This is a genomic window from Verrucomicrobia bacterium CG1_02_43_26 (assembly GCA_001872735.1).
Lineage (GTDB): Bacteria > Verrucomicrobiota > Verrucomicrobiia > Opitutales > CG1-02-43-26 > CG1-02-43-26.
In genome coordinates this window covers 145,583-170,855 of the sequence record MNWT01000014.1, presented here as the reverse complement: position 1 = coordinate 170,855, position 25,273 = coordinate 145,583, and the positions used below count along the sequence as shown (strand labels likewise).

Below are 25,273 nucleotides of genomic sequence, written 5' to 3'. Positions count from 1 at the left end.
TGTACTTCTGTTTCCCATTCGGTGCCTTTCCGTTTTTTACAACATCTTCACTCCCGCAATGATAGCATTTGATCGTTTCTTGAACCACTCCTTCATTACATCTCTTTACTTACCTTTTTTAAACTCTTTTTTGCCTCGTCATTCGAGTCGTAATCATTACCCCAAAAATCAACAATTGAAACTTCTAATAAGCCTATTGAACTCAGAGAACTGACAACACTCAGCAAAGAATCTGAGTTTAGACTTTCTGATAAAGCAAGAACGGTGGAAGAGATCCTCAACGACGCTGTTTCAGAAAAAAATGGCGATTTAGTGGAAAGTTTATTAACCTTTAGCGAAAAAAGCAAAATGCGCCCAATAGATTTTCTCGCCAAAGAGGGAAACCTTTTGGAAACACTAAAAGAATATTATAATGATGGGAGACTTACGAAACATGAAATTGCAACAGTGCTATCAGAACCTTTAGACAGCAGTAAGCCAATGTGGATTTTATTTAATCTTCGAGGTTCTGCGAATCAATGTGCTCTCCGGGATATTTTAGGTGAGGGTAAGATTTTTACTGATTCTAAAGAATTAGCAGATTTTATTCATGACCGTCTGGAAAAGAGCAAAGAAGAAGAACTTTTGGGAAAACTACAGGAACACTATAATAATAAAAATCTCACAAAAGATGAGTTTAAAGAATCAGTATTAATATCAGCATCAAGGCGTGATGATTGTAATAATTTGATCAATTGGCTAAAAGAAATAGGGTGTGATGGCGTTGAACTCCTGAGCGTAATTGAAGACAATCCCTCTGTTAAACGGGGCCAAATTGATTACCGAATTTTTTTTAACCCAATACGTATGGAAATCGAGGAAACTCTGGTCGATTGGGAAGTAATAGACCAGAAGAAAGAGGAAAGGGATCAGTAAATACACTAAAGTAGTGAACGCAATGGTCAACCGCTGCGGAGAATAGATAATCCTTTTCTGAAAGCGGGCTAGAAAACATTTTAAGCCTGATCTTGCTGCTAAATCTGGAAAATCATGGGCGATGGCGGTATTACCGATTACCAAGTTCGCATCGTTGACAATGCCTTACACTTCTTTCAATAAAATACTACCCTTTTAGCCTTTACCTTCCCTCAGAATTCCATAAACTACTTAAAGGCTTATGTTTATTGACGAAAAAATAGTCCGCTTAAAGGCGGGTAATGGTGGTAACGGGTGTATGAGTTTTCGTAGAGAAAAATACATCCCCAAAGGTGGCCCGGATGGTGGCGATGGCGGCAAGGGTGGCGATATCGTTCTCGTTTGCGATGAGAACATGAATGACCTCACGCCTTATCATTTTAAAGCCCACTACCAAGCCAAAGCCGGCCAAGATGGCGCCGGCAGAAACTGTACCGGTGTCAGCGGAGAAAGCTGCGAGCTCAAAATGCCCCCGGGTACAATCGTCTATGATCAAGATTCTGGCATAAGGGTAGCCGAGCTCCTCGTCCCTGGCCAACGCGTTGTGCTGCTTCAAGGCGGCAAGGGCGGCTTGGGCAACATCCACTTTAAATCTTCCGTAAACCGCGCTCCCCGGCAAGCCATTCCGGGCGAACAGGTCGAGGAAAAGGAGTTCAAGCTCGTCCTCAAATTTATAGCAAACATCGGCCTGGTAGGTTTCCCTAATGCTGGTAAATCTTCCCTGCAGGGTTTGCTGACAAAAGCCCATCCAAAGACAGCTCCTTATCCTTTCACAACAAAGGTACCTAATATCGGTGTCATCGAATACGAAAATCACTACGATCGTCTTCTTTTGGCAGATATCCCAGGGCTCATCAAGGGTGCTAGTGAAAACAAGGGCCTTGGCCATCGTTTCTTAAGGCATATCGAGCGTTGTAGCCTCTTGCTGTTTATTTTAGACATGGCTGGTGTAGATAACCGTGACCCTTTAGAGGATTACGCCCAACTGCGTGAAGAGCTCCGCTTATTCGATCCTAAATTGCTGGAAAAACCGCACATGATTGCCGCCAATAAGATGGACCTCCCAGAGGCTAAGGAGAATTTAAAGCGTTTTCAGAAAAAGCATAAGGGTCTTTTTATTCGCCCTATATCCTGCCTGGAGGGCACAGGAATTAAAGAGCTCAAAGAAGACTTATACGCAGACTTGCGTTCTTCAGACATTTCTGATAATTAATAGGGTAAGGACAACTCACATCCTTTCCCCCCCATTCCCTCTCCTGAGGTTTCCCCCTTCCCCATTAACAATGGAAAATTTCAGATCTCTTATCCTACGCTCAAATCGTTATTTGGGCTCTGCTTTGCTTGAAGCCAATTACATTACCCAACAGCAGCTAGAAGAAGCAAATGATATTCTCGTTGCAAAGCTAAAAAGCGGTAATTGGCAGGATTCTTCTCTCCTCAAAATCCTTTTATTTGATCTCAATGCTTTTCAGGAATCTATCCTCTGGGAAACATCACAAAACACATTGATCGATATCGCTTCGTATAATATCCCAGACCCCAAAGCACTCGGCATATCCCATGAGCTCTGTAAGTCCACTTGGTGCCTGCCGTTCGGCCATGAGGAAAAATTTTATTTCATCGCCACCTCCTATTCCCTCTGCAAGCCCGCGATCGATTACTGGGAGGATAAGCTCGATGGTAAAATCATTTGGTACACCACCCCCATGGAATCCTTGATTGCAATGCTACACAAGCTCCCCAATACCCTCCAAAGCGCTATTTCACATTAATCTTAAGAAAGGATTACCCCTATGCCCAAAAGTATTTTAATTCTAGATGATGATGAAACGTTTAATACACTGTTAACCGACATTTTTGCCCACGCGGACTACAGTGTCACTTCCATTAAAGATCCCGAGCTCGCCATCGAAAGTTTCAAAAACCATCACTACGACCTCGTGGTAACAGACCAAAAAATGCCCAAGATCTTAGGCATCGATTTCATCAAACAAATCAAAAACATACGCCCCGAAATCCCTTGCATCATGGTATCCGGTTACCTGGATCCCGAATCCATCAGGCAACTGGTCAAAGAAGGCGTTGGCGGTGTTTTCCTAAAACCGTTAAACGTTTTTTCTTTATTAGACAAAACAGCTGAGCTTCTCAAAAGTCTCCACCCTGAAATAAAAAAGGGGCGCACCCTCCCGTTGCCAACAGCTGAGAATCATAAGGAACGGCATAGTACAGACACGCTTCACCCTTGCTCTTTTAAGGCTTTCCCCTGCAATTCCCCAAAAACGAACGAATTCGCCTACTGGCTCTACACGCACCATAATTTCAAAACAAGTCTCGTTCTAATCGCGCCTCCAGGAACGCATCTCAAAGAAATCTCGTTCGACTTAAATCGTTTTCCAAAAAATGTAAACGAAAATTTTGTCTTCTTAAATAAAGAAGATATCGAGCCCAATGCCATCCTCAAGGCCATCAAACCCGCCGAACATCAGGATCGCATCACAATCGTCACCCCTATGGTCACAGACCTCTCCCCCGAGCAATTGCGCGTCCTCGAGGATCTGGTTTCAAAAAAGAATAAATTTGAGGAAATTAAAAAGCCTATGCGTTTTTTATTCTTCTTTAGTAAATCTCCGGATCGTCTTATCGAGGAAAATAAAATCCCAGAGGGCTTGTACTTATTCCTGGGCACACTCGAGTTCACGGTTCCTAAACTCTCCGAATGCCCGGAGGATGTCCCCATACTAGCCCAACACTTAGTTACCCAAGAGGCTAAAATATTGGGCAGAAGAGAGATTCCAAAACTAAACACAGCTGCCTTAACTCATTTAGCCCAACAATCTTGGCCCAATAATTTCGAAGAACTCAAGGCGCTTATCGAAAAAGCCGTTAAACGAGCTACCAACAATCAAATCACAGAGGAAGACTTGAAAAAGGCCAGTGAAAGCACCCCCGTTGTCCTGGATTTGAAAACATTGCTGAAAGCGGATCGAGATGATTATATGCAGGCGGTCTACGTTCTTACTGGCTACGATATCGAAACAACGAAAGCGTTACTCCGTATCTAAATTCAAGGTTGCTCGTTTTCGGCTTTTAGCTTAGCATTACAGGGGTATAACAATGTCCCAGGGTAAAAAATACGCGTTTTCTCAAAAGGAAACGGAGCTCATCTCAGAACTCCGCGGTATCCCCTATCCCTCCCGAAAACTTAACCTCTCCACCCTCTTTTCCATAGACAGCCTCCTGGAGCGGAATTTCAAGAAATACAACATCGGCCGCAAAACCTCAGAAATGGTCATTATGGAAAACTGGAAGGCCATTGTCGGTTCCCAAAGAGCCCATCGTTGCTGCCCATCTAAAATAATCGAGGGCGGAGTTCTTATTATCACTATTAATAACCCCATTCTGCGTAACGAGCTCTATTTCGAACGCAGACAGATCTTAAACAAAATTCACGCCCTCCCGGGTTGCGAATCCATTAAGGATATCCTCCTGGATCTTGGGTAGATAGGCCAACGATTAAGGAGGAAATACATTACAGGCTACCGAGCATCGCCTGCATATCAACAATAATGAATCTCTTCATTTTCCCCTTGCTTTTGTCCAACAAATACCGTCTAATGATCAACAGCGTTAGAGAACCGCTCATTCAGGCGCTTCTCCGTAATTTACTCAAATTGAGGTTTCTAACGGAATTTCTGGCGAGGGGCTGGAAATTCGATCCGCTAAGGGGCAGATCCGCAAATTACGAATCAACAGATATATAAAATGACACAAGGTATAGACAAACAACAGATCATCGAAGACTTCAAAATCAACCCGAAGGATACCGGTTCCAGCGAGGTTCAAATCGCCCTCGTAACCGCTCGCATCAAGCACCTCACAGGTCACTTGAAGCTTCATCCAAAGGACTTTCATTCTCGCAAGGGTCTCATCGCCCTAACAAACCTGCGCAGAAAGCATCTCAATTATTTGAAGAAAAAAGATTTGGAAAAATATAACGACATGCTCCAGCGCTTAAGCCTGCGTCGATAATTGGATGTTCTTGCCCACCCATCGCGGTATCAACCATCCCTATAATGTAATGTTTGTCAGCTAATAAGCGTCCTAACCGCCTATTAGCTTTTAATTTTTAAAGAGAAAAGAAATATATGAAACAAAAACACACTGTAACTGTGGACGAACTGGGAATCACTTTTTCCACCGGTTCCATCGCTAAACAAGCTAACGGGGCTGTAGTAGTAAGCCTGGCAGACACCAATGTCTTCGTTAGCGCCGTCGTCGCAAACTCCGTAAGACCCGATCAGGACTTTTTCCCATTAACGGTAGACTACCGGGAAAAATTCTCTGCCGCAGGTCGCTTCCCTGGAGGTTTTATCAAAAGAGAAGGCCGCCCCAGCGAAAAGGAAATCCTCACGTCTCGTCTGTGTGACCGCCCACTCCGTCCTTTATTCGATAAGGGTTTTATAAACGAAGTTCAGGTCATCGGTATTCTATTGTCCGCAGACATGGAAAATGAGCCCGATATCTTAATGGTAAATGGTGCTTCCGCTGCTCTCATGTGCTCCGATATTCCTTGGAATGGACCTGTAGGTTGTGTTCGCGTAGGCGAAATTGATGGCGAATTTGTGGCAAACCCAACAAACGATCAGCTTTTTGAATCCACTCTGGACCTCATTTATGTCGGTACGGAAAAGGAAATGCTTATGATCGAGGGTAGCGCAGACCAGCTCCCGGATGAGCGTTTTATCGAAGCGTTAGAGTTCGCTCACCAAAAGGTTCAAAAAATCATTGATGCCCAAAAGGAGCTCGCTAAACTCGTCAATAAGACCAAGAAGGAGTTTAAACTCATCAAGGCAGACGAAAAGGTTCTCGAAATCTGTAAAAAGGTTGCCGATAAAAAAATCGCAGAAGCTGTCTTCCAAGACCAGCGTTCTGAACGCGATGCCGCAGTCTCTGCTATTAAGGAAGAGGCTATTGAGGCCGTAAAAAAGGAGCTCGGCGAGGAAAACTTTGACGGAAACCAAGTTCGCTTGGCTTTCGAAGAAATTCAAGAACACGTATACCGTCACAATATCCTTGATGCCGGTAAACGCGCGGATGGTCGCGGGCCTAAAGATTTGCGTACAATTGAATGTGAGACAGATGTTCTGCCTCGTGTTCACGGTTCCGCTATCTTCGCTCGTGGCGAAACGCAAGCCCTCGTCTTGGCAACCCTCGGCACTAGCCGCGATTCCCAAGATCTCGATGGCCTCACCGGCGGTGCGCAATCCAAGTCCTTCTTGCTACACTATAACTTCCCTCCTTTCTCCGTAGGCGAAACAGGGCGTTTTGGTTTCACAAGTAGGCGCGAAATCGGCCACGGTGCCCTCGCAGAAAGATCTCTCCTTCCGGTCTTACCACCAGAAGAGGATTTTCCTTACTCAATTCGTCTCGTCTCAGAGGTTATGGAATCTAATGGATCAACGTCCATGGCTTCCATTTGCGGCGGTTGCTTAGCTCTCATGGATGCTGGTGTTCCTATCAGCTCCCCGGTAGCAGGCATCTCCGTAGGCCTCGTCACTGAAAATGATAACAAGGGTGACATATCTAAATATGTCCTCTTAACTGATATTTTAGGTGCTGAAGACCATTTCGGTGATATGGATTTCAAAATCGCCGGAACAAGTCAAGGTATCACAGGCTTCCAGCTTGATCTCAAAATTAAAGGCCTTCCTTTAGAAATAGCTAAAGAGGCTATCCAACAAAACAAGGAAGCCCGCTTCCAAATCTTAAACAAAATGAAAGAAGAACTCCCAGAACCAAAACAAGAACTCAAGGCGCATGCCCCAAGAGTACACCAAATGCAGATTGATCCAGACAAAATTGGTCTATTGATCGGCCCAGGTGGTAAAAACATCAAGAAGATCACCGAAGTTAGTGGTGCTCAAATTGATATCAATGAAGACAATAGTGGTCGCATCTCTATCTTTGCGACTAGCCAGGAATCTATGGATCGCGCTATCAGCGAGGTCAATGCGATCACCAGCGACATCGAACCAGGTCAATCCTACAGCGCTACCGTTAAATCAGTACGCGAATTCGGTGTATTCGTAGAATGCCTACCAGGCAAAGAAGGTCTCGTTCACGTATCCGAACTTGCAGAAGGTCCAGTCGACAATGTCGAAGATGTCTGCAAACTAGGTGATGTTATGACCGTTAAATGTATCGGTATCGACGAAAAGGGCCGTGTACGCCTAAGTCGTCGTGCAGCTATTTGTGAAGAACAGGGTATCCCTTACGTTGCTAAAGAACGCCCAGCGTTTACTGGCAATCGTGAGCGCGGCGGTTTCGACCGTGGTGGCGATCGTGGCGGACCTCGTCGTAGTGGCGGTGGCGGTTTCGACCGTGGCGGACCTCGTCGTAGCGGCGGTGGCGGCGGTGACCGTGATCGTGGCAACAGGCGCGAGCGTTTCGACCAACGATAAGAAATTATTTTCAAATCAATCTCCAAAAGAGCCATTTATTATAAATGGCTCTTTTTTATTGCCTAAAAATATTCAACTCAACCAACATGCCAAAAAATATAGGATCGACTTACCGTAAAAAATATACACAATTCAACATCATGAATAATAATACTGAAACCATAAGACCAAGCAAAAGACAGAAATCTAATTATAAACTCGATACAGCAACAATCCCCAATGAACTTTGGTGTAAAATTATATCTTTTAGCAAAGTGTCAGGAACTGGGAAAAATTATTATAATAGATTTTTTCTCTTAAATCGTGACCTTTTCGAGAGAAAAGCAGAGATTATTGAGGAATATAATGCTCCTTACAATTATAGCACGGCTATTGCGGATCGTGAAATGGATACCATTTTAGAACAATACGAGAAGATTCAATCTAAAATCAAAAGAAAAGAAATCCTTGAACTCAAAAATAAAGTACATGGCTTATCTAAAAATAAAATATTCCTCGATGCCTTTATTAACCGTTTTTATAACGAGTCAGTAACGGATCCGCTGACGTGGAGTAAATCCGATAAAATGTGGAGTTTACTCGTAACAAGTCCCCATTTAGCTTACACCAAAAGGGAAATTTTAGAAAAAATTGGCAAGGCGGCAAAGGTTAACAAAAACCTAAAAAATTATTGCTCCACGAATATTGCTCGTAAATTCACTTACTCTAAAATTAAGCTCGATGAAGTTATAAATGCAATGTCACTGGTAATCGACCATACAGTTGATCGTATTGATCCCGCGCGCAAGAAGTTTGATGTAGCATTCTCCGCGAGGCTTAATAATTTGATCGATGATAAAAATAATATTAACCTTCCGCAAGCCTTTCAGCTACACGGGTTAATGAGGCAGGAATTGGAGGGTACTCCTTTTCTTAATCCCCAACACGTAGAGCTACTTAATCTTGAAAGCGTAGCGTTAATGGCTGAAATCTATCTCGTCTACAAAGCAAGAGAAGACTCAGTGAACGCAAATACATTCCTCTCGATGATAGAAAAATCGCTTCGTGGTAAGGGTAGCAAAGCTAAGGCATACGGGTTTATTGCACGTCTATATAAACAGGAGCAACCTTATCTGCGGGATGTTCCTGACTGGAACTATGACTCTCACACGAGTTCTATCCTTACCCAAGATTATTCTTTTTCGCGCAATCATTACTTCAGCGTTGCAAAGGATGCTATGGCTCGATTAAGGCAGCTCAATAATGATCCAAGGATCCCAACGTTCCAAAAGGCAGAAATTGCTAACGAATATAAAGCTACGCTCGCCCATTATGTCAATCACTGCATCGAAATGGGTGAACTCGATGAATTAAAACAGTATATTCCTGAAGTCGAGCTATACTGTAATGATTCCAAACATCATGCGGTATTAGCCTATGTAAAATGGTGCGTTATCTTAAATAAATTGGATGATGCAAAACAGTATATTTCCGAATTAGCTTTAAACACTCAAGAGCTCAAGTATCGTGTAGCAGTAGCTGCCTATGTTGAAGCGTGCGTTATGTCGAAGAAATGGGATGAAGCAAAACAGTATATTGCCACCACTCAAGATACTACTCTCTATTATACGGCTTATAGCACCATCAAAATGAAAAATCCGGAAGATGCCGAAGTCTTCCTTTCTGAACTTCCAGAGGACATTCAGGCGTTTATCGTCACCAAAGAAAGCGAATAGGCAAAAAAAATCCCAGTAGTGGCCAATAAACATTCTACTACGATCAAGAGCATATACTCTCTCAAAAAGGCCTACTCCCATCAGTAGGTCTTTTTATTAGTGTCGAATTTCCCTAAACAGAACCCCTGTCCCGTACCTCTCTTTTTTGCGTCACATCTCCCCTCGCCCCCTCCATCATAAAGAAGTTTAACCTTGACCTTTCTCCCCATATAAGGCGTTATAAAGGGGTTTATTTCAATAATTTAAGGATATTACTAGTATGGCTGTCGATCGACTAAAGGGTGTTAAGGATAATTACGATGTTATCGTCATAGGAAGTGGTCTGGCTGGGCTTTCCGGGGCAAATTATTTGGCCAAACAGGGGCACTCCGTCCTCCTTCTCGAGCACCATTACAAATTCGGGGGTCTGGCTACGTGGTTCACCCGTACACGGGGTCATATTTTTGATATCTCTCTGCACGGTTTCCCGTTCGGTATGGTCAAATCTGCCAGAAAATATTGGTCTAAAGAAATCGCAGATTCTATCATCCAGCTCAAGCACATCCGTCTCGTAAACCCGGATTTTGATATCGATACGTCTTTCAATCGTGAGGACTTTACGCGCATCCTTAACGAAAAATTCAATGTCCCGATGCAAAAGATCGAGGATTTCTTCATCCACTTGCGTAATATGAATTTCTATGATGATGACAAGCGCACCACAGGCGAACTATTCGAAGAGTTCTTCCCTGGCCGCTCAGATATCCATCGTCTATTAATAGAACCTATCGCCTATGCTAATGGTTCCACACTAGACGACCCTGCTATCACCTTTGGTATCGTTTTCTCAAACTTCATGAGCAAGGGCGTTTTCCTCTTCCAGGGGGGCACGGATACCTTGATTGGTAAAATGATAACTGAGCTCGAAGCCAATGGTGTTGAAATGCGCAAATTCTGTCTCGTGGAAAAGATCCTCACGGAAAAACTAGGCCCGGATCAAAAGGAAACGGTACGAGGCGTACGTGTCAATGGCCGGGACATCTCTTGCAAAGCCGTTTTATCAAACTCCAACATCAAGACCACTTTATTTAACCTTTTAGGCAAAGAACACCTACCGGCAGACTTCGCCGCCGAGGCCGAAGCGGTTCGAGTAAACACGAGTTCTTGCCAGGTCTACATGGGCTTAAGAGCGGGTGAAAAGCTCCCTGAAATCGGCGATTTAATTTTTACTTCCGAGGCTACGCCTTTCTCTAGCAACGAGCTCACAGACTTCCATACAAAAAGTCGTACATTCTCCGTTTACTACCCAAACACACGTCCACACGCAAAAGAAGAGCGTTACGCCGTTGTCGCTTCGCTCAATGCTAAGTGGGAAGACTGGGCCTATTTGTCAGACGAAGACTACGCTCGCGAAAAGCAAAGGCTTGCGGACGAATCCGTCGCACACTTGGAAAAATTCGCCCCTGGCATCACTGAAAAGCTGGACTGGATCGAGGTCGCCACGCCTAGAACGGTTCACAAGTACACGCGTCACGCCAATGGTACCTCTTTCGGCACCAAGTTCGAGGGGCTTAAGGTTTCCATGGAAATTTCAGAAAAGGTCACCGGATTATACCATGCGGGCTCCGTTGGTATCATCATGTCTGGCTGGCTAGGTGCCATTAACTACGGCATCATCACCGCAAACAAGATGGATAAGTTCCTCTACAACCCGGAAGCCAAAAACGTCCCAGAAGAAGCGCTCGCAACATCATGAACACCTCCGCTCCAAAAGCTTTAGAAGAAGTCCTGGCAACAATCCCTCATCGTCCTCCTTTTCTCTTTGTCGATGAGGTCGTTTCACTATCCGAGGACGCTATCATAACCAAACGCGTCATCCGCGCAGAGGAGCCTTACTTCGAAGGCCATTACCCGGGCAACCCTATCATGCCGGGCGTCCTGCTCAGCGAAGCCGTCTTTCAATCCGGTGCGATCTATTTAATCAAAAAGCTCAAAGCCGAGGGTATCTCTGCCGAGGACAAAACACCTGTTCTCTCTCGCATCAAGGAGGCCAAATTCAAACGCATGGTCAAACCGGGCGACACGCTTTTCATAGAAGTAAAATTGCAGGAAAAAATGGGCCAGTTCTTCTTCATGCAAGGCACTATTCGCAAGGACGAAAAAGTTGTCATGACAATTGAATTTGCTCTAGCTTTGGTAGACGAGTAATGAAAAAGCTTGTGGCATTATAAGATTGACTTCATGTACATATCATGTACATAATATAAGTATGAAAAGTGATCTTGCAAACATACACTGCTTAATGCCAGTCTCTACCAAGAAAAAAGCCGAAAAGGTCTTCAAGCGATTGGGCATTAATAAAACAGAAGCCATACGCATGTTTTTTCAGCAGGTAGCTTTGCGTAATTCCATTCCTTTCGAAGTCAGCGTTCCAAACAAAGAAACGATTGCAGCCATAGAAGAGGGCAGAAAAGAGCTTCATAAACTAAAATCCTACGCCACAGTTGAGGAAATGTTTGAGGATTTAGAAAATGAAATTGAATGAACCTCGTCAAGTAATCCCAACAACTCCATACAAAAAAGATCTTAAATCTATCAAGAAACAGAAAAAAGATCTCGAGCTTTTAAAGGAAATTTTAAACAAGTTGCGAGTTGATGAACCACTACCTCAAAATAACCTTGATCACAACTTGAAAGGTTCCTATCACACCTGCCGCGAATGCCACATTACTCCAGACTGGCTATTGATTTATGAAAAAATTCCAGGCAAGCTCGTTCTGCATCGCACCGGTTCGCATGCCAAGTTGTTTGAAAAGAATCGTAAATAGTTGGACATTTAAAGCTATTACCATTAGCATTTTTTCGGTACGCAGCTGCTTTTCCTACCCAACCAACAATGGCTAACTTCCTAAATCTAACCGGCAAAACATTCTTAATCTTCGGAGTCGCAAACCGTAAGAGCGTCGCCTACTTCATCGCTAAAACCTTAGAAGAAGAGGGCGCCACTGTCCTCTACAGCGTTCGTTCCGAAAAACGCAAGGAATCCCTCCAAAAACTCTTGGGAAACAAGCCTGTCTACATCTGCGATGTCGAGTTCCCGGAGCAAATCAAAGCGCTTGCCGCGCAAATCAGCGCCCAGCACCCCAGTCTGGATGGCATCGTCCACTCCATTGCGTTTGCTAACTACTCCGAAGGCTTAAAACCGTTTCACGAAACCAATCGTAAGGACTACCTTCAAGCCACGGTCATCTCCAGTTTCTCGCTCATAGAAATCGCTAATGCGTTTAAACCTTATTTAAATAAACACGCTTCCGTAGTCGCTATCAGCATTTCCTCCCAAGTCACCGCGGAAAACTACGGCTACATGAGCCCCATAAAGGCTTCTCTAGACTCCTCCGTCCGCTACCTCGCAAAATCTTTTAGCAAAGACACCCAAGTCCGTTTCAACACCGTCAACGCTGGCCCGCTTAAAACCAGTGCTTCCGCAGGTATCCCGGGTTATATGGACAACTATATTTTCGCGGAAAAATTGACGCTTCGTAAACAAGCCCTCACCACCCAAGAGGTAGCAGACACCGCTGTATACCTTCTAAGTGAGCGTTCTAGCGGCATCAATGCCCAGGGTATCGTTGTAAACGCAGGCATGGACTGGAATTACTTTGACAACGAAGTCGTCCACGCTGCCACTCGCCTACCTTCTTCTGTTTAATTTTTTCCAGCCATGCGTTTCGAAAATGTCGTCATAGAATCCATCGCCTACGCGCTTCCGGATAACATTATAACTTCAGACGAAATTGAGCAACGTCTCGCGCCTCTATACGACAAATTAAAACTCCCTTACGGCCGCCTGGAGCTCATGACGGGTATCAAGCAACGCCACCACTGGCCGATCAACATGCTACCGTCCGAGGCTTCTGCCCTCGCTGGCAAAAGGGTTTTAGAGAACTCTCAATTTAAGCCAACGGAAATAGACCTCATCATCCACTGCGGCGTCTGCCGAGATCGTCTCGAGCCCGCCACCGCAGCCTACGTACATGGTCTCTTAGGCCTTAGTCCAAACACCCAAATCATGGACGTCTCGAACGCTTGCCTAGGTTTCCTAAACGGTATGATCGTCGCGGCAGGCATGATCCAAAGTAACCTCATTCGCTCCGCCTTGGTCGTCTCCGGCGAAAACGGCCACTCTCTTTTAGAAAACACCATACAAGAGCTCTTACAAAAAGACCTCTCCCGCAAAGCCATCAAGCCCTACTTCGCAAACCTCACGATCGGCTCCGGCGCCACCGCCGCCATTCTTTCCCATAACAAAATCGTAAAAGAACCAAAACTACGCCTCCACTCCGCCGTCATAGAAACAGATTCTTCCGCAAACAAGCTATGCGAAGGTGGCAGCACGACAGAGGGCCTCCAAATGCAAACAGACTCCGAGCAACTCCTGGAAGCCGGCATCGCAGTTGCCTCCCGCGCCTGGAGCAAATTCGCCCAAACCTCAAACTGGAATAACAAAGACATAAACCGCGTCATCTGCCACCAAGTCGGCCGCCAACACCAAAAACGTCTCTTCGAAGCCCTGAACCTTCCCCTAGAGAAAGACTTCTCCACCTACGAAACCCTCGGCAACATCGGCTCCGTCTCCGTCCCCATTACGCTAGCCAAAGCCCTCGAAGCAAACCAAATTTCCCCCAACAACAAAATCGCCCTCCTGGGCATCGGCTCCGGCCTCTGCAGCATCATGATGGGCCTGGAAAGCTGAAATTCACAATTCAAGTTTTTCTTGAAGGGCGCTATACTGTTGTTGATGTTTTACCGAATTCATTTTCATCAACTTTCTTATATTTTGCAGCTTCCATTTAACCGCGGGAAGTTCTTTGAGCCTCGCAATGTTTATTAAGCTCCACTCCGGCCTGCCTTCTTTAAAGCTAAGTAGAAATCTCTTGTCGTTAACTGTAAGAGTTTGTTTGATCTCCCTAACCAAGCGTCTTCGAGTTTCCTCATACATCTCATAAGAAAATTTGGCATTTGCCATACCTTCAAACTTATTATTATAAACAGCTTTCTGGTCCGTCATGTTAGGCGTTAGTAATTCATTTATCGGCCTACCATGGCTCAATAAGCCGGCAATAAACCCCTGTTTTATGTCTTCACCCATACCTTCATTTTCAAAAAGATAATAAATATCAAAGAGATCTCGTGGATGTTGTCGATCCAATGCGGCACAGATTTTTCCGCCGTACAATTCTCCATTCGAAATCACTTTCATTTCCACGAATGCTTCAAATTCTTCAGCAACCTTTGGAGCGCATGTCAACAAACGAGTATCTAATAATGCTCCACGCATAACTGGGCTAACTTCAATTTTAACTTGTGCCTCGTCTTGAGTACATATCAATTTTACTTCACTATCCTCTGAGCAAGGTTTGGATTGTATCGTCATATCTTTAAAAACTCGTTCGAGTTTTTTCTTGATCGACTTGAGCGCAAGGCCAATATTATGCAGAGTCGCTTTTCTATCATCAAAAAGCGTGTAAGTTAAATCGATATCGACAGACAATCTTGGAAAATCACGTACAAACAAATTGATTGCCGTCCCTCCTTTCAGTGCGAAACACTCTTCTTCTGCAACAAAAGGAATAATCCGCAAAAGTAATTCTACTTGTGCTCTGTAACTTTCAAACATAATCTATAAGCTCTTTGGGCAAACAAAGCTGATACTTCTTATCGTAAACACCTTTCTTCACAATCATACGATCGCCGGAACCCAGATCAATCTCTCCCAATTTTAAATGCTTAAATACGGGCAACTGCGCTTTGTCTGCCATATACAGAAAAAGTCGTTTCACTTTTATCGAAGAACACTGAACGAGTAGATCCTGAACTATTTGCGGCCTCAAATTCACCAGTCCTTCCAATATTTGATAGCACTCCAAAAGATCAAATTTATCAGGGCAAAGGTACAGGCTCTCCAGTATCGCTCTTTCCAAGCTCGATACAGCTATTCCCACGCCTTTGTAATCAAGAGAATTGATGGCGACTTCTTCCGGTAACATCGATGTCTTCACCTCCTCTATCACTAGTCCCCAATCATACTCTAAAAACCATTTAGGCAATCTTGTGTTTACTAAAGAAAACAAAAAAACTTCATCGGACTTCAGCCTTACATAATGTGCATTGCCTCTCAAAAATAACGCTGTCGGTCCTCCTACGTGTATCGGCAAACCTACCTGCTTCTGTAAACTACTCAACCCGCCATACCACTTCACTTCATCATTCACCCTTTTATACGCGCCCCAACCAATAGACTCTATCCACTTATCCCTTATATAATGCTGAACCAGTTGCGTGGATATCGATAAATCCTTAAACCAAGCAGTAGTAGCCACTGTCCCAAATGGCCACTTTTCTAACAAATTCTTTAATTTTTTTCCTCCTTCCATACCTATGGTTTGTTTATAAGCATATTTTTAATGACTTTCAAGTAAAAAACTTTAAAATTATCACTAAAAACATACCTGTGGCTTGTTTCTGTTGATTTATTTAAAGATTTTAAAACTAAAGCACGCTCCTACTGTTCATCGGCTCCGGCCTCTGCAGCATCATGATGGGCCTGGAAAGCTAGTAAAACTTCCCCCTATTTAAATGCCAGCATCCAGATTTGCCTTTCTTACCATGGTAAGGTAAGGTTCATTTAAACAACCCCCATTTACCCCTATGGCGCCTACCCCACCCACTCGTTTTGCGTGCATCGCCGCACGCTGGTTCTGGATACTCATCTACGCCCTCATCGGCGTCCTAACGAGTGCCTACACAGCGCCGATCTTCCAAAAATATATCCTGCCGCTCTATAATACGCTCTACTATCGCCTAGGCTGGAATAAATGGGAAATCTTCGACATCCCCTTATCAGAATACGATTTTCTCTTTTTCATCCTCCTCATCGGCCTCCTTATCGCCCGTCCGCCCATGCCCACAAGGAAGTTCTGGCAATGGGATTACTGGGGCAATCAGCTCTGCTACCCTTCCATCTTCTGGTCTATATTATTAGGGGGCATCATGATCTCATTGTCTTTCAATGCCTGGCTATGGGCAATGGGTGTTGCCATTACACTCTGTATACTAGGAGTTATATGGTCGTGTATAAGTAAAAAAATAGATTGGAAACCCGGAATCGGCCTAGGTGGTTTACTAATACTAATAGCTTTTATATCATTCTCATTTTTCAGTTTTACAGCAGACGTTTCTTCCAACTCCGAAGGTTACTGGTTATACACCGTATTTAAACAACCGGTAATGATTTTTACAGACGATGGATGGACACCTTATTTTATAGTAGCTTTGGTAAAATCGCTCTCAGCATTTTATAATCCCTACTGGTCATTTCGTTTAGAATATATTTTCGGTTTCTTCCTCCCAACATTTGCCTTGGCGCTTTTGTTCTTTTTCTTAGGCTCAGAAATTAAAAGATTAATCAAAAATCAAAAAACTAAAGAAAAAAAACTATCTAAACCCCTACAAAAAACACCAGATAACAATGATCAAGTACCATTTTGTTTTACAGATCCCAATACAGAATCAATAAGCGCCCTCATCCAATGGATTGAAACAGATAACCCCATTGAAGAAAACGGCGATCGTTTTCATTACAAAGAGCATGCTCATTACCTCTCAGACTACTTATCTGACAACAACAAAGACTCCTACTGCCTCACTATCCTAGGCGGTCACGGAAGCGGTAAAACCACGCTCACAAATCTTATCAAAAAGGAGTTAAAAGAGAAGAAAAGCAATATCCTCTTTGTAACACGTCAAACCTGGGAATCAGATAACTATAAAAACACAATCAGCATTATACTCGATGCCATCATCCATGAACTCTCACAGCACGTAGAAGCAGCCGGCCTAAGAGACATAACCGGGAAATATCTGGATTCCATCCTAGCCAAAAACAGTTCCTTATGGTCTTTCCTAACACGCATCTTCACCAGACATTTCACCTCAGAAGATGTCTTAAGACGCATTTCCAAAGCCCTCATCGCCATAGACAAGCGCATATGCGTTGTCATAGAAGACATCGATCGGAACATCCTCCTCCTAGACGACAAGCCTAACGGCAGAAACCAAAAAGCCAAAGAAGCCTTTGAAGGTTTCCTATACAGGCTCAAAGAAGCTACAAACATATCTTATATCCTGAATATAGACCCCAGAGCCTACCAATTCATGGATCTCCAAAAGCTCTCTGACAAAACCTTTGTAATACCAAAAATAAAACCGGAACTAATAGAAAAAATTGTCATTCCTATAAGAAAGTACTTAATAGAATACAGTGAAACAGAAGGCGATATCGATCCCTGCAAAGCAGAACGGCCCAAACCAAACGAATTACCAATACCCAACTACTTGCTAGCTTATTTTTTAGAATACCCTAGAATCTTAAAGCTAGCCCTGCGCAGAACACTAAACGCCTGGGGGCATAATAAAATTCGGGATGATATGAACAAGCTACACGGCGAAATTGATCTAGACAGCCTATTACTACTAAACGCCTTCCAAGAAAGAATGCCAAAAGTCTTTGCATTGTATTCGAATTATCAATACTATCGTGCTGAAAACATTAAGAAACACGAAAATAAAAATCCAGAGAATCCTTATCAAATAAGCATTAATACCATAACAGAAGAGGAAAATTACGACAAGGAGTATATTGATGTTCTGTTTGAATACTTGGATGATCGTTTCATCAAACCAGACCAGGAGGCTTCTGTACCGATATCAATACAAGGAATGGCGAATGATACTTGGCTAGTAAGCTATTTTGAGCGTTCTTTAATGGGTTATGTTCCTTCAACAGAGATTAAAGACCAAGAGATCATAAAATTCATAAAAAGTTTGTGCGAGGGAGAGGCCACCAATACACCACTAACCCAAGGAAAAGTTCTCAATAGTGAATATGCAAATTATGCCAAACGCGTGAGTCACTTTAATCGATACACCAGTATGATTTGCAGTACTGAGGCTTCATTAAATAAGTTTTTGGACTTATTGAGCGAAAATTACAAAGCCGCAATTAATAAATCCATTGAAAATGAACTAAACCCATATGCAGACATGGGGTGGGATGATCTAGTCATGCAGGATAAAAAAGTCTTATATGCTGACGATGCAAAAAATCAATCAATTATAACTGGGCTAGAGTTGTATCAAGGCATGAAAACAACAACTCAACAAAATCAATATCTCATTGATTTAACAGGTATGAACGAGTTAAGCAGACTCAAAAAAGAGGGTGACTTTAAAGAAAAAAGATATTCATCAGTCCTCAAATGGTTTGAGAAGATGATGGAATTCATCAAGGAAAAGGACTCGAAATATTTTATTCCATACTCTATCGGCATATTGAACCAAGCTTTGCATTTCTTTTATGATAATAAAATTGAACAGGAAATCATCAATGATTTTCAGAATGAAATAGCCAAAAGAATTGGAACCAAGGACAAGAAAAGTACTACCGTGTTTGACAATAATCGTTTGATCAATTTTTTCCATGCGTTGGATGGGAGGTTTAACGATCGAATAGAACTCAATCCAAAATTCACAGACTGGTTTGAGAAGATGCTAGATAACGATAAGGTCGCAAAGTCTATAGAACCTCAATTAGATTGGATTGAAATCGTAGAATTCAAAAAGAGCTTAACAAAGAATAAGCGCGAAATCGAAGAATTTAATAAAATCCTTAATTCGGACGAAACCAAACGCGAAGAATTCAAAATAACTTTCAAAAAAGATGCAATCGGACAAGATGAAATTCTAGAAGTCCTTAATTCGGACGAAACCAAAATTGTGGACTTTATAAGGATAATCAAAAGAGATGAGACCGGATACACTCAACTTAAAAAACGGTTTTATAGTAACAATGATTTCTGGGATAAAGTCTGGCAAAAGTTGCATAAGCCTCAGTCGTAAATCCCTGAAAAATAATGTCACAGAATCTATTTATCAATTGTAGAAAAATCAAAATCTAAGATTGAATCATAACTATCCCTGATTGTAAGCTTCAAAGGTTCTATACCAAATTTTTCGCTCCAGCCCTTTTCTTCGCAACCTTTCCTTTGTACGACAATAATAGAAGTATCTGAGTTTTTATAATCTCGAATTGCCTGATTAATGTGCTCATCTCTACCTCCATATCCTAAAACGATAATTTTTTTTGATTGCGAAATAAGCTTTTCGAAACGGTTGAAATAAGCATCTAATAGCGGTGATTGCTTAATAAGATCTAGCTTCTGACTTGGATTACACAAGACAATATGGGATCTCTTCGGTTTGTTATCCTCCAAGCTATAGCTTCTTTTCGACTTATAAATTTTACCATCTGCGCCCGTGTAGAACAAAGGAGATCCGTGCAAATGCAAATAATTTCCAAACCAATTACCACATTGTGGGGGGGGAAGATTCTCATAAATAAAACCATTACGGGAAAATCCGTCCCCTAGATAAGTTCTTGAAGGAAGGCATTTCAACACAGCATGTTCATCAAGAAACGTTTCATAAAGATAAGAGTCATAATTCAAGGTTGCGATGTGAACAGTAATCCCTTCTTTATCCTTTTTGGTCTTTATAAAGTCAGCTAACCCCTTAGTGAAGTTGTTTAGTTTTTCGAGTTTTTCTTTCCTATCGCATTCTTTATCATTTGTACACGATCGAACCTTTTGGTAAAAATAGTGTGCGACAGCAAACAAATAGCTAATATAGCTTTCGTTAAACTCGGAGATGCGTTTCTTGAAATCTTCCAGCATTATCTTTTCGCTCAAAGCATTCGGCAATCCACCTAAATCCTTCCGAATTCTCTCTAATCTAAAAAGGCAGTTTTGTACGTTCTCTAGCTCCACTTCATTTTTTGGACATCGCTCTTCTCCTAAACAATCATAAATAATTTTTTTCAAGTCTTCATCACCCTCAATATCTTCCCAAGCTTCTTCCATTCCACTTTCCAGACGAAACTTGTCATCGTCAATAGCTCGATTAATCCCGTTGCCAATCAAAAATAAATAATCGCGCATCATACACCTCCACCTATGCTATCCTTAACTACAGTATAGTCTTGGTTGAACGAAACTTCAAATTGTCATCAATCTTTCTGGAAGGGACCGCCATTACAGTGAACATAAAAACACTTAAATCAGTACACCCATACCGTATTTAAAAACCAAATACATCCATGCGACTTCTCAATCAACCCTAATCCCCCCATTTCCCTTTTTTTTCCTCGACCTCTAAAAAGGCGACCCTTTCCCTCCGTCCGCAACTATAGCTTCACCAGTCAACCCTTCAACAAAAATTAATCGACACTCCAACCCCGCCGCTCGCTCCGCTCGCGTCAGGAGACATCGTAGCCCTCATCCATCCGACTGCTTTTATGTAAAAAATACACAAAATCAAGACGGACCACCTTTTGCTTCCTTGACTCAAATAGAGGCACCCTGCCCTAACACCCTTTAAATAAATACTGCTCAAAAGAGCACTTCTTTTGTTTCAGGTGAAACAAACCTTGCCTTTTTATGCCTAACTAAAAAACAAAATATTATTAATAATAAACCGAAACGTGTCAATTTTACACGCTTTTATTACGAACAAAACAAGCCCCTCTATGAAGAAATAAATAACAACTCCGCCAGCATCGAAATAAAGAACTTATTAAAAAATAAAGTGTTACTTTATTTATAAAAATAATGTGTTATAATTAAATATAAAGGCATAACCAATAGCTAATCCCCCTATATGAAAAAACTCCCCAAACTTACCCTTTTTTCCGGCCTAATCGCGCTGCTCCTGACGGCATGCGCAGCAGGCGCATTAGCGCGCGCCAACACCCTGGATAGCGACCAGCCCTACAACGATGTAATTTCAACCTGGGGGAACTCATCAGGCTCTGAAGCCCAATACCCTGTCTCATCAGTTATCCTGAAAAGCTCTACGTCAACCACCCCTTTCTCTGTATCCTTTAAACCCATCCCAGGCTCCGAGGAAACGGTCTACATTGGCTATGATGTCACCCAGGTACCTAAACTGGATATCGCCGGCAAAAACCTCGTCCTAAAGGATGAAATTACCATCCCAAAGGGCGCACTGGCTGTCACCGTCCACGCCTCCACCATAGACGTCACGCTCATCAATGATGAGATCACCATCCCTATCAGCGGTACCTCAAAAATCATCCTAAGTCACCCCGCCCCCTACACATTAACGGTCAACCTGAAATCAGAGTACAAGTACAGCAATGATGGCACTTGGACGCTCATCCTCTACCCCAAAGAACAGGATCTCCAAACAATCCACACCGCCATCAATCCGGCTTCGGATACAACAGAATCAAATTAACCTTCCCCAAAACGAACATATTTATGAAATCACTCGCCCATTCCACATACCTGGCCGGCATAATTGCCACCGCTCTTCTGATCTCGGTTAACACCTCTTTCGCTGAAGCAGAGCGAGATTACGGTAATGGAGGGGAACCAAATCACACATACATCGCTCCAGAAACCAGTAAGCCAGTCGAAACAGTCGCACTTTTCAGCAGCAATACATTAAATTCAGTTTCTGTAGCTTTTAAACCAATAAGCCAGAGTCCCAAAAGTCTATATATCGGCGAAAACCATACCCCTGCATCCTCTATTAACTTTACCGGAGACAACGTAACACTCGAGTCCGACATCGATAACACCTTCCAGCGGGGCGCTATCTTAGTCACCGTCTACGGACCACACACCAACATCGTTCTAAGCAGTAACGCATTTTATGCCCCCTTAAATGGCGGCGTAAATATCTACCTAACAAGCCCAAGCACTCCCATCACCCTAAACGGCCATTTACAAACCCAATACTCCGATAGCAACGGCGGAACCTGGACAGTCATCATAACCCTAGACAACGGCCAGCTCGGTCAACTCCGTATCGCTGTAGGTCTATAAGAGGCAGCAGCCCGAAAGCCTGTCACCCCTCTTCCCCATCCCCCACATATAGCGGCAAATAACGTTCAGACAAGTACTCCAAAAAGTACTGGGAGGACATTTCTTTTCCCGTAGCCATCTTCACCAGCTCCTTCGTAGAGTACTGCTTCCCATACTGGTGTATATTCTCACGCAACCAGACCAATACCGGCGCAAAGTTACCCAAAGCGATCTCCTCATCCACATTCGGAATATCCTGCCGCAACTGCGCCCACAGCTGCGCCGCAATCATATTCCCCAATGCATAACTCGGAAAATACCCAAACGCCCCAATTGACCAATGTACATCCTGAAGAACACCCTCCATATCATTTTTCGGCGTATACCCCAAAAGTTCCTCCGAAAGTTTATTCCACGCCACCGGCAAATCACGAACTTGTAGCGAACCATCAAGCAACTTCTTCTCAAGCTCATACCGCAAAATAACATGCAAGTTATACGTAACCTCATCCGACTGCACCCTCACCGGATTAACCTCAACCGCATTAATCGCCCTATAGAAATCCTCCGAACTAATATCCCGAAGTTGCCTATAAAATAACCGCCTGTATTCACCTTCCCAATACTCCCAAAACACTCTACTATGGCCAATTTGATTCTCCCACAGGCGACTCTGAGACTCGTGCATCGCCATCACTAACGCCTCTCCTAACGGTGTACCAAGATACTGTTCCGGCTGCCCTTGCTCATACAGCCCGTGCCCAGCCTCATGTAATCCACCGAACACAGAAAATAAAGGTGCATCCTTAGCATAGTTAACCGTAATTCGGCAATCCTCACTAGATCCCCCACAAAACGGATGGATCGTTTTATCTAAACGGCCCTGCTCAAAATCAAATCCTATCCTGCCTATCACTTCCGTGATGAAAGCTTTTTGTTTTTTCACAGAAAACCCTTTCAATATATCCCTGGAAGGTTTTACAGAAGAGGCCTGTATCTGCGCGACAATGGGAGCAATTCCAGACTTCAATTCACCGAAGTATTGATCAATATCTGCCGCGGTAAACCCAGGATCATACCGATCCACCCAATACGCATAAGGATCATCAGCATAACCAACATGCCCGGCTTCCTCTCTAGCCATAACCAGGATTTCTTCCAATACAGGTGCAAACAACATGAAATCATTTGCATCACGAGCCTTTTTCCACGCCTGATACCCCTTGCTCTCCATTTCCTTTTTCCGAGCTACAAATTCCTCAGATAAACTCTTTTTGCGATCGTACTTCCTACGTGTCTCCCGAACCAAAGCCCTTTGTGCGGATGACAACTGATCACCATTAGACTCAAGAACGTTTAAATAGCCACCAATCTCTTGTTTAGTAAATTCCCGATACACCAATCTTGCCAATGTACCCTGCTGAAGGGCTCTAAAATCAGCACTTTGATCCGGCATATTCACTCTTTCATCCCATGTCAACAGATTGAGAATGGATTTGAGACGATGTACGTGCTTCAACTCCTCAACCAACTTATCATAAGTCACATGCACTTCTTTTGAATCCTTAGATTCAGCTTCAAGCGTTACATTATCAGCCATAAGAAATGGGGTGCACAGGGAGAGAAAAACCAGTAAATGCGCTAATTTGCACTTCATAATCATAACATTCAACGCACACCTATAGGTGAGGTCAAGTTTCTACTTGTAAAAATTTTACGTCTCAGGTATATTCATGTGCTCGTTAAAATGAATATATTCAAACACATCGCCATTGTAGGCCGCCCTAATGTAGGCAAAAGTCGTCTTTTCAACCGCCTTGTAGGCAAAAGAATGTCAATCGTACATGATGAGCCGGGCGTTACCCGTGATATTATTTCTGCTGTAGTAGATAACCACTTTACGTTGATGGACACAGGGGGCTTAGGCATGGCACCCGATATGACGAATCAGGCTATTCACAATGCAACCGAAGAACAGGTAGACTTTGCCATCCTCGCAGCACAGCTTGTTCTATTTGTCGTAGACGGCCAAAAGGGCTTATTACCTCATGATGAAGAAATCGCCAGCATGCTTCACCGCCACGGTAAACAGGTTATGCTCGTGGTCAATAAAATGGATCATCCGGAGAATACTACCCAACTCAATGATTTTTATCGCCTAGGCTTCAAACAAGTCTTTGGCGTATCCGCAGAACACGGTCATGGTTCCAGCGCCTTACAGAAGGCTATCCAGGACTTTGTAGGCCCTAAATCCGAGGCCACAGAAGATGAAACCGAACCAGAGAACCGTCGCCTTTCAATTTGCTTCGCGGGTCGCCCCAATGTGGGCAAATCTTCGCTTTCTAATTGCTTGTTAAAGGAAAATAGGATGATCGTCAGCGCTGTCCCTGGTACCACACGCGATGCCGTCCAAAAGGATTTCGATTTCACGACACCTAGCGGTAAAATATGGCCGTTTAGCCTCATCGATACAGCTGGCATGCGCTACAAGCAAAAGATGGATTCTTCCGTAGAATTTTACTCTACTTTGCGATCAACACAGTCTATGCAAGGCGCTGATGTTGTTTTCCTCGTTGTTGATGCCAAGGAAGGCGTGACAAAGCAAGACAAACGTATTGCGGGTGAAGTTTTAGAGGCTGGCCGACCCATGGCATTAATCGTAAACAAATGGGATCACGCTCAAGAAGCTTTTCAAAAGGGTGAAGTTGAGGGATATGATAATATCCGCGACTTTAGGGATAAGTTTGCCGAATTCGCATTAAAGGAGCTGTTTTTCCTCTCAAACACTCCGGTAATCTTTACCTCAGCGATTCAAAACTATTCCATGGACCGTATTTTAAAGGCCGCGCGGATGTTATTTGAAATACAATGCACAACAATTCCTACGTCAAAGGTTAATAAAACCGTTAGAGAGCTGCTCGAGAGAACACCTCCAACCATTGTTGGGAATAGGCGTTTTAAGGTTTATTACGCGCTTCAAAGCGGAACAAACCCCATCACCATAAAAGTTTTTTGTAATCAAGCACATCGCCTTGAGGACTCCTATAAACGCTATTTATTAACAAACTTTAATAACACCTTCGGCCTAAAGGGTTGTCCCGTCTTTTTTGACTTCGTCAGCAAACTGCCTCGCGAACAGCAAGATGCGCTAAAAGCCCGCAAAGGCAAAAGTAAGCCGAAAAAAGCTGGTATAGAGGTCGAAAGCAGCGATGATTAAGAA

22 protein-coding genes are annotated in these 25,273 nt (G+C 43.3%); 18 read left to right on the top strand and 4 right to left on the bottom strand.

Annotated features, from left to right (window positions below; translation table 11 throughout):
• Window positions 1–264: 264 nt before the first annotated feature.
• The 14 genes from AUJ82_05630 to AUJ82_05565 all read left to right on the top strand — a co-directional run bounded on the left by AUJ82_05630 (window position 265) and on the right by AUJ82_05565 (window position 13,862).
• On the top strand, window positions 265–915 hold the full coding sequence (locus AUJ82_05630; GenBank protein OIO59709.1) for a hypothetical protein: 651 nt from the start codon (window positions 265–267) through the stop codon (window positions 913–915).
• Between the two features lie 241 nt (window positions 916–1,156).
• Window positions 1,157–2,167 (top strand): GTPase ObgE, encoded by a 1,011-nt coding sequence (locus AUJ82_05625; GenBank protein ID OIO59708.1) that lies wholly within the window; start codon window positions 1,157–1,159, stop codon window positions 2,165–2,167.
• A gap of 70 nt (window positions 2,168–2,237) precedes the next feature.
• Complete coding sequence (locus tag AUJ82_05620; protein OIO59707.1) at window positions 2,238–2,726, top strand: hypothetical protein; 489 nt, start codon at window positions 2,238–2,240, stop codon at window positions 2,724–2,726.
• Window positions 2,727–2,747: 21 nt separating this feature from the next.
• Window positions 2,748–4,016, top strand: a complete 1,269-nt coding sequence (locus tag AUJ82_05615) for a hypothetical protein (protein OIO59706.1) — start codon at window positions 2,748–2,750, stop codon at window positions 4,014–4,016.
• A gap of 52 nt (window positions 4,017–4,068) precedes the next feature.
• Entirely contained in the window at window positions 4,069–4,455 is a 387-nt protein-coding gene (locus tag AUJ82_05610; GenBank protein OIO59705.1) for a hypothetical protein, read from the top strand.
• Window positions 4,456–4,716: 261 nt separating this feature from the next.
• Window positions 4,717–4,983 carry a 30S ribosomal protein S15 gene (locus AUJ82_05605; GenBank protein ID OIO59704.1) on the top strand — a complete coding sequence of 89 codons (267 nt, stop codon included), beginning with the start codon at window positions 4,717–4,719 and terminating at the stop codon, window positions 4,981–4,983.
• Between the two features lie 116 nt (window positions 4,984–5,099).
• Window positions 5,100–7,415, top strand: a complete 2,316-nt coding sequence (locus tag AUJ82_05600) for a polyribonucleotide nucleotidyltransferase (protein OIO59703.1) — start codon at window positions 5,100–5,102, stop codon at window positions 7,413–7,415.
• An 86-nt stretch (window positions 7,416–7,501) separates the two neighbouring features.
• Entirely contained in the window at window positions 7,502–9,130 is a 1,629-nt protein-coding gene (locus AUJ82_05595; protein OIO59702.1) for a hypothetical protein, read from the top strand.
• A gap of 259 nt (window positions 9,131–9,389) precedes the next feature.
• On the top strand, window positions 9,390–10,865 hold the full coding sequence (locus AUJ82_05590) for a phytoene dehydrogenase (protein ID OIO59701.1): 1,476 nt from the start codon (window positions 9,390–9,392) through the stop codon (window positions 10,863–10,865).
• Entirely contained in the window at window positions 10,862–11,317 is a 456-nt protein-coding gene (locus tag AUJ82_05585) for a beta-hydroxyacyl-ACP dehydratase (protein ID OIO59700.1), read from the top strand. Before AUJ82_05590 ends, AUJ82_05585 begins: the two co-directional genes overlap by 4 nt.
• 61 nt (window positions 11,318–11,378) lie before the next feature.
• Entirely contained in the window at window positions 11,379–11,654 is a 276-nt protein-coding gene (locus tag AUJ82_05580) for a hypothetical protein (GenBank protein OIO59699.1), read from the top strand.
• Complete coding sequence (locus AUJ82_05575) at window positions 11,641–11,937, top strand: hypothetical protein (protein ID OIO59698.1); 297 nt, start codon at window positions 11,641–11,643, stop codon at window positions 11,935–11,937. The genes AUJ82_05580 and AUJ82_05575 overlap by 14 nt, the downstream gene beginning before the upstream one ends.
• A gap of 68 nt (window positions 11,938–12,005) precedes the next feature.
• On the top strand, window positions 12,006–12,818 hold the full coding sequence (locus AUJ82_05570) for an enoyl-ACP reductase (protein OIO59697.1): 813 nt from the start codon (window positions 12,006–12,008) through the stop codon (window positions 12,816–12,818).
• A 12-nt stretch (window positions 12,819–12,830) separates the two neighbouring features.
• Window positions 12,831–13,862: a 3-oxoacyl-ACP synthase III gene (locus tag AUJ82_05565; protein ID OIO59696.1), complete on the top strand. Its 1,032-nt coding sequence runs from the start codon at window positions 12,831–12,833 to the stop codon at window positions 13,860–13,862.
• Window positions 13,863–13,865: 3 nt separating this feature from the next.
• Here the strand turns inward: AUJ82_05565 and AUJ82_05560 are convergent, their stop codons facing one another.
• Window positions 13,866–14,786, bottom strand: a complete 921-nt coding sequence (locus tag AUJ82_05560; protein OIO59695.1) for a hypothetical protein — start codon at window positions 14,784–14,786, stop codon at window positions 13,866–13,868.
• Window positions 14,779–15,543 carry a hypothetical protein gene (locus tag AUJ82_05555; GenBank protein ID OIO59694.1) on the bottom strand — a complete coding sequence of 255 codons (765 nt, stop codon included), beginning with the start codon at window positions 15,541–15,543 and terminating at the stop codon, window positions 14,779–14,781. The genes AUJ82_05560 and AUJ82_05555 overlap by 8 nt, the downstream gene beginning before the upstream one ends.
• A gap of 274 nt (window positions 15,544–15,817) precedes the next feature.
• Here AUJ82_05555 and AUJ82_05550 point away from each other — a divergent pair, with 274 nt between their 5' ends.
• Complete coding sequence (locus AUJ82_05550; protein ID OIO59693.1) at window positions 15,818–19,066, top strand: hypothetical protein; 3,249 nt, start codon at window positions 15,818–15,820, stop codon at window positions 19,064–19,066.
• 26 nt (window positions 19,067–19,092) lie between these two features.
• On the opposite strand, the gene AUJ82_05545 is transcribed toward AUJ82_05550, so the two are convergent.
• Complete coding sequence (locus AUJ82_05545) at window positions 19,093–20,166, bottom strand: hypothetical protein (protein ID OIO59692.1); 1,074 nt, start codon at window positions 20,164–20,166, stop codon at window positions 19,093–19,095.
• A gap of 715 nt (window positions 20,167–20,881) precedes the next feature.
• On the opposite strand from AUJ82_05545, the gene AUJ82_05540 reads away from it, so the two are divergent.
• Together AUJ82_05540 and AUJ82_05535 are read left to right on the top strand one after the other, a co-directional pair.
• Window positions 20,882–21,481 carry a hypothetical protein gene (locus AUJ82_05540; protein OIO59691.1) on the top strand — a complete coding sequence of 200 codons (600 nt, stop codon included), beginning with the start codon at window positions 20,882–20,884 and terminating at the stop codon, window positions 21,479–21,481.
• A 23-nt stretch (window positions 21,482–21,504) separates the two neighbouring features.
• Window positions 21,505–22,074, top strand: coding sequence for a hypothetical protein (locus tag AUJ82_05535; protein OIO59690.1), 570 nt, complete (start codon window positions 21,505–21,507; stop codon window positions 22,072–22,074).
• A gap of 22 nt (window positions 22,075–22,096) precedes the next feature.
• Here AUJ82_05535 and AUJ82_05530 read toward each other — a convergent pair whose 3' ends face one another.
• Window positions 22,097–23,653, bottom strand: a complete 1,557-nt coding sequence (locus AUJ82_05530) for a hypothetical protein (GenBank protein OIO59716.1) — start codon at window positions 23,651–23,653, stop codon at window positions 22,097–22,099.
• Between the two features lie 147 nt (window positions 23,654–23,800).
• Between AUJ82_05530 and AUJ82_05525 the strand changes: the two genes are divergently transcribed.
• Window positions 23,801–25,270, top strand: coding sequence for a ribosome biogenesis GTPase Der (locus tag AUJ82_05525; protein ID OIO59689.1), 1,470 nt, complete (start codon window positions 23,801–23,803; stop codon window positions 25,268–25,270).
• Window positions 25,271–25,273: the final 3 nt, after the last annotated feature.